This is a genomic window from Bacteroidota bacterium, assembly GCA_016194975.1.
Classification (GTDB): Bacteria; Bacteroidota; Bacteroidia; order Palsa-965; family Palsa-965.
The window spans coordinates 148,773-158,348 of the sequence record JACQAM010000012.1; the positions used below are offsets into that span (position 1 = coordinate 148,773).

General features: G+C 42.0%; 9 protein-coding genes. 6 read left to right on the forward strand and 3 right to left on the reverse strand.

What is annotated here, in order from left to right; translation table 11 throughout:
* The first annotated feature begins 98 nt into the window (after nt 1-98).
* The 4 genes from HY064_09335 to HY064_09350 all read left to right on the forward strand — a co-directional run bounded on the left by HY064_09335 (nt 99) and on the right by HY064_09350 (nt 4,825).
* On the forward strand, nt 99-2,531 hold the full coding sequence (locus tag HY064_09335; protein ID MBI3510857.1) for a choice-of-anchor B family protein: 2,433 nt from the start codon (nt 99-101) through the stop codon (nt 2,529-2,531).
* A 176-nt stretch (nt 2,532-2,707) separates the two neighbouring features.
* Complete coding sequence (locus tag HY064_09340; protein MBI3510858.1) at nt 2,708-3,295, forward strand: dephospho-CoA kinase; 588 nt, start codon at nt 2,708-2,710, stop codon at nt 3,293-3,295.
* Nucleotides 3,296-3,318: 23 nt separating this feature from the next.
* Nucleotides 3,319-3,687, forward strand: a complete 369-nt coding sequence (locus HY064_09345) for a VOC family protein (GenBank protein MBI3510859.1) — start codon at nt 3,319-3,321, stop codon at nt 3,685-3,687.
* A gap of 34 nt (nt 3,688-3,721) precedes the next feature.
* Nucleotides 3,722-4,825: a DNA adenine methylase gene (locus HY064_09350; GenBank protein ID MBI3510860.1), complete on the forward strand. Its 1,104-nt coding sequence runs from the start codon at nt 3,722-3,724 to the stop codon at nt 4,823-4,825.
* 123 nt (nt 4,826-4,948) lie between these two features.
* On the opposite strand, the gene HY064_09355 is transcribed toward HY064_09350, so the two are convergent.
* From HY064_09355 to HY064_09365, 3 genes are all read right to left on the reverse strand, one after another.
* On the reverse strand, nt 4,949-5,308 hold the full coding sequence (locus HY064_09355; GenBank protein MBI3510861.1) for a hypothetical protein: 360 nt from the start codon (nt 5,306-5,308) through the stop codon (nt 4,949-4,951).
* A 19-nt stretch (nt 5,309-5,327) separates the two neighbouring features.
* Nucleotides 5,328-6,194 (reverse strand): hypothetical protein, encoded by an 867-nt coding sequence (locus HY064_09360; GenBank protein ID MBI3510862.1) that lies wholly within the window; start codon nt 6,192-6,194, stop codon nt 5,328-5,330.
* 112 nt (nt 6,195-6,306) lie between these two features.
* A complete protein-coding gene (locus HY064_09365; protein MBI3510863.1) occupies nt 6,307-7,056 on the reverse strand; it encodes a hypothetical protein in 750 nt (249 codons plus the stop codon).
* Between the two features lie 425 nt (nt 7,057-7,481).
* On the opposite strand from HY064_09365, the gene HY064_09370 reads away from it, so the two are divergent.
* Entirely contained in the window at nt 7,482-8,801 is a 1,320-nt protein-coding gene (locus tag HY064_09370; GenBank protein MBI3510864.1) for an aminotransferase class V-fold PLP-dependent enzyme, read from the forward strand.
* Nucleotides 8,802-9,188: 387 nt separating this feature from the next.
* On the forward strand, nt 9,189-9,576 hold a 388-nt coding region (locus tag HY064_09375), incomplete at its 3' end, for a hypothetical protein (protein ID MBI3510865.1).

Consider the following 9,576-nt stretch of genomic DNA (forward strand, 5'->3'; position numbering starts at 1 on the left):
ATTTTTCTCTTTCCACTTATAAAAAACCACTTGATAAGTAGGTTTTTTTTGCGTTAATTTGAACGACTCCCCTCATTTATTAATCAATATTCCCACCAATGAAAAACCAGTACAGAATTCTTTTTGCTGCTTTGTTTTCACTTGCGGCAACAAATACCTTCGCCCAATCGACACTCAACGTCACTTACCAGGCGAATTATACTTATCCAACGCATACAACTGCGAACATCTGCGGTTACACCACTTCTTCAGGAGAGGAATATGCATTGGTGGGCGTTTCCACAGGCATGGACATTGTGGATGTTACCGTTCCTAATAGTCCCGTTCACATTGTGCAGATCCCGAATACCGACAATGAGTGGAAAGAAATAAAAATTTACCGGCATTACGCTTATGTCACAACAGAAGCGAATGTAGGATTGCAGATTGTGGATCTCAATGCGCTGCCTGCTACTTCAGCGGCAAGTTATAATTATCATTTCTATACCGGAGATGGTGCAATTGCCGGGCAGATCCAGAATATTCACTCACTTCATATTGATACCACGAAAGGTTTTATTTATCTCAATGGTTCCAATCTTTTTGGTGGTGGATGCATTGTGTGTGATCTGAATGCAGATCCATACAATCCTGTTTACGTTGGAAAATATCAGAACCCGATGAGCAATTATGTGCACGACTGTTATGTGGATAATGATACGATGTACTCCTGTCATATTTACGCAGGATTTTTTGCGGTGGTCGACATGACGAATAAAGCGGCTCCTGTTACACTTGCTACGCAAACTACCACCACGGCATTCACGCACAATGCATGGCCGAGCAACGGAAAAAAATATTTATTCACGACCGATGAAAATTCAAATTCTTATCTCACTGCTTATGATATTTCCAATCTCGGAAATATTCAGGCGGTAGATAAAATACAATCGGAATATCCTGCATCCGGTTCCATTGTGCACAACACGCATATAAAAAATAACTGGGCGATCACTTCGTGGTATCGCGATGGATTTGTGATCACCGACATTACCCGTCCGCATAATCTTGTGAATGTAGGATGGTACGATATGTACACGCCTGCAACAGGGGGAAGCGGAAATGGTTTCAACGGAACCTGGGGCGTTTATCCTTTCTTTCCTTCAGGAACTATTGTCACTTCAAATATTGAAGACGGACTTTATGTTTTTACTCCGAATTATGTGCGCGCATGTTATCTCGAAGGTACGGTGATGGACAGTGTGTGCAATACGCCACTCTCCGGAGTTACAGTTACGATAGGAACGGTGAATGTGGTTGATCAAACTGATGCAACAGGAACTTTCGCAACCGGAACTGCAATCCCGGGAACATACACGGTTACATTCAGCAAACCCGGTTACAATAATTATGTGATCAACAATGTGAATTTTGCAGCGGCGCAACTCGACACGTTCAATATCAAAATGTATTCGCCGAATGCAACTGCACTTTCGGGAACGCTCACCAATTCTCTTACGTCAGGAACTATTGCCGGTGCGCAGGTTTATTTTGTGAGTGCAAACAACACTTACAATTATCAATCGAACGGCGCAGGAAATTATAGTGCATGCAATGTGGTTACCGATCAATACAACATTGGTGTTGGTGATTGGGGATATCTCATGCAATGCTTAACTGATTCTGTAAGCCCGAATAACCCGGTTCACAATTATACAATGACGCCCGGCTATCAGGACGATTTCACTTTCGATCTCGGATGGACTGTAACCAATTCTGCAACCATCACAACAGGAATGTGGGTGAGAGGAGAACCGCTCGGAACTACTTACAATACTCCCGGTGATGCGAACCCGGAATACGATGTGAACACGGATTGTTTTGATAAATGTTATGTGACCGGAAATATCGGCAGTAGTTCTTCCGATGATGATGTGGATAATGGTTCTACTACTTTGAAATCGCCGGCGATGAATCTTTCTACTTACAACGATGCGTGGATATCTTATGATCGCTGGTTCTTCAATGCAGGTGGTTTCGGAAATCCGAATGATTCATTGATCATCCGCCTTTCGAATGGAATAACGACGGTGAATCTTGAAACGGTGACGGCAACTTCTGCCGCGCAATCAATGTGGATCCATAAAATCTGGAGAGTAGGACAATACATCACACCAACAGCGAATATGCAATTGCAGGTTTATACTGCAGATGCTTCTCCGGGCCATATCGTAGAATCGGCTTTCGATAATTTTCTCGTTACTGATTCTGTCACCGGAATTTCTCCGATCATTACTGATAACGGAATTTCTGTTTATCCGAATCCGTTCGACGGAACTACTACGGTTCATTACCTGCTTGCATCTGCTCCTGTTTCCGGCGCATATATAGAAGTGCGGGATGTAGCAGGAAGAATAGTTTCTGCACAGTCCATCAATTCTGCAGAAGGATACGTTACACTCGGAAACGATCTTACGAATGGAGTTTATTTTGTTCGTTTGATGAACGGAACGGAACAATCAGGAACTACGCGCATTGTGAAAATGCATTAAAGAAAAATTCTTTATGATAAAAAGGCGCTGAATTTTACGGCGCCTTTTCTTTTTAGAAGCTATCTCAAAATTACCTGATAGGATTCGCGTCCTTAGCGTCTTTGCGGTGAAAAGGAATGAAACGCAATTTTGAGATGGCTTCTACTTTCAATCAATAAAAAATTCTAAATTCGGTTATGCTTAAAATCGGTCTCACGGGCGGAATAGGTACAGGGAAATCTGTCATCGCAGAAATTTTTCGTGTGCTGGGTATTCCTGTTTTCAAAGCAGACGATGTTGCGCGTGATCTTCAGAATGAAAATGAGGAACTGAAGAATTCCATCAAAAGTATTTTCGGGAATGATATTTATATTAATGGTAAACTGGATCGCGCAAAAGTTTCGGCCATCGTTTTTGACGATAAAGAAAAATTAAAAAAACTGAATGCGGCAGTTCACCCGGCAGTAGCAAAAATTTACGACGAATTCTGCCGAAAAAATTCAGATGCAAAATATATTATCAAAGAGGCCGCCATTCTCATTGAGATCGGTGACAAGAGCGTAGATAAGATGATCCTGGTGACTGCCCCGGAAGAAATCCGTATCCGAAGGGTCATGAAGCGCGATAATATTTCGGAAGGAGATTTTCTCCGTAGAATGAAAAATCAGTGGACCAATGATGAGAAACTGAAATATGCTGATGTGGTTATTCTCAATGATGGTAAAGAACCCATCATGGAAAAAATATTACAGATTCACGAAGATCTGATGAGTTTATCCATTTAAAAAATAAATCAAAAACAACTTTCATGAACAACAGAGTAGTGCATTTCGAAATTCCATGCACCGATCCGGAAAAGAATATGAAATTTTTTTCTAAAGTTTTCGGTTGGAAATTCCGGCAGTTCGGTACGGTGGAATATTGGTCAGTCATTACCGGCGATGAAAAAGCTCCCGGTATCAATGGCGGATTAATGAAACGGAAAGATCCGGCGCAACCTATTGCGAATTCCATCAACGTTGAAAATATTGACGAGCACATAAAAAAAATTGAAAAAGCCGGCGGACAGATTGTAGTTCCTAAAATGGCTATACCAGCAGTTGGGTGGCTTGCCTATTTCAAAGATCCCGATGGAAATATTCACGGCCTCTACCAGGAGGATCCGAAAGCGATGTAAAAGATTCCGCGTAATCATAGTTTTAGAAAATAATATGAACTCAGGAATTATTCCTTCCTCGCTTGCCACCCCATCCACCCAGGGCATAAAATACGCTGGCTCCAAACTTAAAATACTTCCTCATATCCTGGACTGTGTTTCAGAACTTGAAATAAAAAATGTCCTGGATGGTTTTAGCGGATCTACGCGAGTGAGCCAGGCTTTTGCAAGGTTGCGTTTTAATACAACCTCCAGTGATATTTCCGAATGGTCCGGAACTTTTGGAAAATGTTTTTTGTTGAATAAAAAACCACCAGAGCATTATCGCCCTATTATCGAACATTTGAATTCACTAAAAGGGCGCGACGGATGGTTTACTGAGTTTTACGGTGGTAATTTGAAGAATAAAGAAAAACGCCCATTCCAAAAGAAAAATACCAGGAAGCTGGACGCTATTCGCGAAGAGATCGATAAAATGGATCTCGATGAAATTGAAAAAGCAGTTGCACTTACCAGCTTGATTCTTGCACTTGATTCCGTTGACAGCACGCTTGGACATTATGTGGCTTATCTCGCTGAATGGTCGCCACGTTCTTACAAGGACCTGCTTCTTAAATTGCCGGATTTATTCATCAGCGAAGGAAAAAATGAAGTGATCAAAGGAGATATTTTTGAAACGATAAAAGGGCGTGAATTCGACCTCGCTTACTTCGATCCGCCTTATGGTTCCAACAATGATAAAATGCCGCCGAGCCGCGTTCGTTACTCATCGTACTACCACATCTGGACAACAGTAATAAAAAATGATAAGCCGGATCTTTTCGGAAAAGTAAATCGCCGCGAAGATTCCCGTGATGATTTTGCTCCTTCTGTTTTCGAAGAATTCCGTAAAGATGAACAGGGGAAATTTATTGCCATGAACGCGATCCGCAAACTCATTGAAGAAACAAATTCAAAATATATTCTGCTTTCGTATAGTTCAGGCGGACGTGCAACGAAAGAAGAACTGAATGATATTCTCAACTCCAACGGAAAAATTCTGAAAGTGATCGATATCGATTACAAAAAAAATGTAATGGGAAATATGCGATGGACAAACGAGTGGGTGAACAGTGATGGAAAATGCCATGAGTATTTATTTCTGATGAAAAAAAAATAAGGGAGGATTACAGATTTTTACGGAATACTGATTACGGATGTAAACTGATTTTTGATATAAGAATTGTATCCGGAACATCCGTTAATCTGTAATCAGTATTCCGTAAAAATCTGTAATCCTCCCTTAGAATTTTCCGAAGAACGCTGAAATATCAAAATAGATCGTCTTCTTTTCCCCATCTGCAGTGCGGATATCCATTTTGTCGTAGGGTTTGTTGTTATTGTAAACGAGCGTTTGTTTGATCAACGCATAACCGGGATAGTGAACTTTCAGCCAATCATATTCCGCAGTAGTGCCATCCGATTCTTTTGTTGCATCAATGACCACCGCATCATCGTAAGTAAGTCCGCTGCCTTCCGAAGCAGTTCCCACACCCGGACCACCGGGAGATTCTTTCTGCTCCTTAGCACTGCTTTTCAAAAGATGACAGGAAGTAGAAGTAAATAGAATAAAAATAAAAAGAACTGATAAAAAATATTTCATTGACAAAAATTCAGAATTTTCAGTTTTGAGGCGTAACAAATTCTTCAGAAAATATTTCATCGCCCGGAATTATTTCCCAGAAAAGAATTTCACGTGCCGGAAAATATTCTTGCGGAACAATCTCATAATCTCCGGCTGGAAGTAAACCAAGATCTTTTGAATTCAATAATCTTCCCTCCGCATCGTAGAGATTGGAAGTACACTGCACATTTTTGTCGAGGTGAATTTTTGCAGAAATATTTTCGTTGTTATTGATCCATGTTACTGACGAAGGAGCTGCAGTAGCGGAATGAATTCCAGTGGTTGTAGAGTAATAAACTGTCATTTGAATATGATCCACTCCCGCATTCGTTGTCATCGGGGAAATATTCATCACCTTAAGCATCGTTCCGAAATTGACTGCATTGATGGTTGCCGGAGTGAATGCGTAACTCCAGAGCGGATCGCTATGGCCGTAAGTTGCAGTGGTTGCAGTGGTCGCCCACAAAGTTGTAGAATGAAGATCGGCGCCGAGCATAGAAACTCCATCAGTAAGTTGAACGATAGAATCGCGCGCAGACGCAGGCGAATTGGTAACGCGGAGAATGTCGACAATGATAGAATCGATCGTAGCAGCAGCCGGAATAGAAAATCCGAAAGCAGAAGCATAGAGAAAACGCGAAGCATAACATGTGCTCTGAAAACAATTTCCATTCGCAGTGAGGTTAACTGATGCAAACATGTTGTTTGCCGAAAAAACATTCGTTTCATTGTTCCATATCTCTCCGGGGCAGGCCAAACACGCGGAGGACGGTGAAGTGACGGCCGCAGATGGGGAGTTGGTAACCGATGTTTGCGAATGAAGACTGAATGGAAGGATGAAGAGGGTGAGATAAAAATATTTCATGGGATTTATTTTTATGCAAGTTACTCAATAAAAATAAATGCCGCTTCTTACAGAATGAAGCGGCATTAAAAACAAAACTGAAGATCCGAATGAAAAAGGCCAGGTAAGAATTTCAATAAGCAAATCCAATTGATAATCCTGTTTCAATAAGTGGCCAGGGAGCTCTTGCTACCATGGATACGCTCGTTGTGTCGATCGTTTTGTTGAATGGAATTATTTTTTCAATTCCGAAAGTGGCCTTGTTGATGTCGTCCGTGTAATTTCTGAAATCGAAATTGTTGGAAGTATTCGTTGCATCTATGTTTGTTTTTAATTTGAATACTCCCAGTCCGACTCCAAGTATGGTCCAGTCGAATGCGACTTTGTTTTTAATAAATCCCTGTACTCCTATTTCAAGTCCTACGCCGGTAATTCCTATGCTCACGGTTTGCGTTACATCGGCATCATACTCCACGCCGTTCGAATCATGGAACTTGCCGGGTACCGGATCTGATTTTAATTTGAAATAAGTGTAGGAAAAATACGGGCCGAAATAAAATCCGTGCAGCGCTCCTTTGTCTTTTCCATAAATGCGGAATTCTGTTACGTTGCCGAGTGCAAACATTCTCATGCTTGAAAACGGATCGTAAGGAACACTATCGGTATTGATCACGCCGAGTCCGCCGCTATGAAAACTGTGTGGCGGCCTCGCTTTCACGGTGGTCTCAACCGAAATGCGATCGCCGAGTTTCATTTCCTGACTCACGTGATACATTTTGAAAAAGGGCCCGAAGAGTACATTCACTTTCGAAATGTTGCGTTGCGAAAAAAGGGAAACGCCACTCATCATGAATAGCAGTAGAAATAGGAATTTGTGTTTCATAAATTATTTTTTGGATGCCGCTAAAAATAATTCAAATCATTCTGGAAATTCATTTCATCGCACATTGTCCGAATGAAGAAAAGGATAACAGCATTGATTTTCCAGCGCCGATTATCGATGGCATTCAGTGCGGCTATGCATTATTTCTGCAGAAGGGCAGGTAATTTCGATAACCGGCCGGAGTGAAAAATTTATTCATATTCATGCTTTTTTTTCAACAATCCCGAATGAGCGTCAATAAAAGCCTGCATTAATGCACCAAATACAATTGAGACAAAGGGAATATCCTTCGTTTTCCTTGTCAATTTTCATTGTATAATCGTCACAAAATGCTTCGAAAAATGCCGTTGCCCAAGTCAAGCTTCTATTTATTTATGCCGTAAATAACTTTTAGTACATTTATTCCTCTTCAAACAATTCCCCTCATGTCTGACCGCAGAAAATTTTTACAACAGATCGGCCTCACCGCCGGCGCACTCACTGTTTCTCCTTTATTGACACCGCTCTTCGCCGATAACAAAAAAGGAAAAAACGCAAAAGAACTTTTCGCAAGGATCAATGCTATGGATCCGGGCGCGATCACTACCGACGAGGATTTCTGGAGTTGGGTGCGCGAACAATATGATATTACTCCTGCCATTACGAATTTCAACAATGGCGGAGTGAGTCCGCAACCGAAACCGGTGCAGGATGCGCACATCAATTATTATAAATATTGCAATGAAGCGCCTTCGTATTACATGTGGCGCGAACTCGATAAAGGAAGAGAACCATTGAGAAAAAAACTTGCGGAACTCGCCGGCGTTTCTCCCGATGAAGTGGCCATCAACAGGAATTCTACGGAAGGACTGAACACGATTATTTTCGGAATGAATTTAAAACCGGGCGATGAGATCATTGTTTCGAAACAGGATTATCCGAATATGCTCAACGCATGGAAGCAGAGGGAAAAACGCGACGGCGTAAAATTAGTCTGGGTTGATCATGAACTTCCTTCTTCCGATGATGTGGCGCTCACAAAAAAATACACCTCGCTCTTTACGGATAAAACAAAAGTGGTTCACGTTACGCACATGATCAATTGGGTGGGACAGATTCTTCCCGTGCGCATGATCGCGGATGAGGCGCACAAGCGTAACATAGATGTAGTATGCGACAGCGCGCATTGTTTTGCGCATTTCGATTTTAAAATTCCTGATCTCGGTTGCGATTACTGGGCAACGAGTTTGCACAAATGGCTGGGCGCTCCGTTCGGAAGCGGGATGATGTGGATACGCAAAGAAAAAATAAAAGATATATGGGCATTGCTTTCGAACAATGAACCCGATGGAACCGACATCCGGAAATTCGAATCATTAGGGACACGTTCTTTCGCTTCGGAAATGGCGATCAGCGCGGCAGTAGATTTTCATAATCTCATTGGTTCTGCGCGGAAAGAAGCACGGTTGCGTTATTTAAAAGAGTACTGGACAAAAAAAGTTATTTCACTTACGGGCGTGAAAATAAATACACCGGCCGATGCAAAACATTCCTGCGCCATTGCCAACATTTCCATCGATGGAGTGAAGCCGGAAGAAATAGAACTGAAGCTGATGGAGAAATACCGTATTCACTGCGTAGCCATCAACTGGGAAAATATTCACGGCGCACGCATTTGCCCGAATGTGTACACGAATATGGATGATCTCGATAATCTTGTAAAAGGAATTACGGAGATCGTGCAGGGGATTACGCCGCAGAAATAGGATGGGAGTACGAATCCCGATAGCTATCGGGATCGGGTTATGATCCAGATTATAAAATCATTCTATAGTGGGTCAGTTTGTTCTATTGCGATTCAACTTTGCGTCCCCGCCTCGGTGTGTAGGCAAAGTGCGGCGGGCAGGTTGGCGCCTTCGTGGTTCCTAAACCATTCTATTATTTAACCGCAAAGGCGCAAAGAATTTTTCAAACTGATACGCTACCCAATTTCATCTTGTCAATTTCCTTTTTGGTCGAATTAAAGCACCTAAAATTGACATTAATATATTTCCGCATTAACTTGCATTTACAAAACTCCAACTCATGTCACATACCCCCCCCTATTTCTGAAAATTTCATTGGTAATTACGCTTGCAATTAGCAGCATTCCTATGTTCTCGCAGAATCTTCCCTTCTGGAGCAACAACGGAAATAATGTTTCCACCACAGATTTTTTTGGTTCCACCAACGCAGCAGATTTGCGTTTCCGCACGAACAACATCGCGCGCATGACGCTCACGAGCGCGGGCACATTGCGCGTGAACAATCTCGCAGGCGCAGGAAACGGTTTTGTTTCGCTCGACGTGAATGGAAATTTAGCGCGCACAAATTTTTCCGGTGATACCAATCAAGTGTTGAGCGGCGACGGAACATTTAAAAATATTTCTTCCATTAGCGGATGGAAATTTTCCGGAAATAATATTTACAATTCAAATTCAGGAACAGTGGGAATAGGAACTTCATCTCCTTCTTCAGGATATTTGCTTGATGTAAATGGCG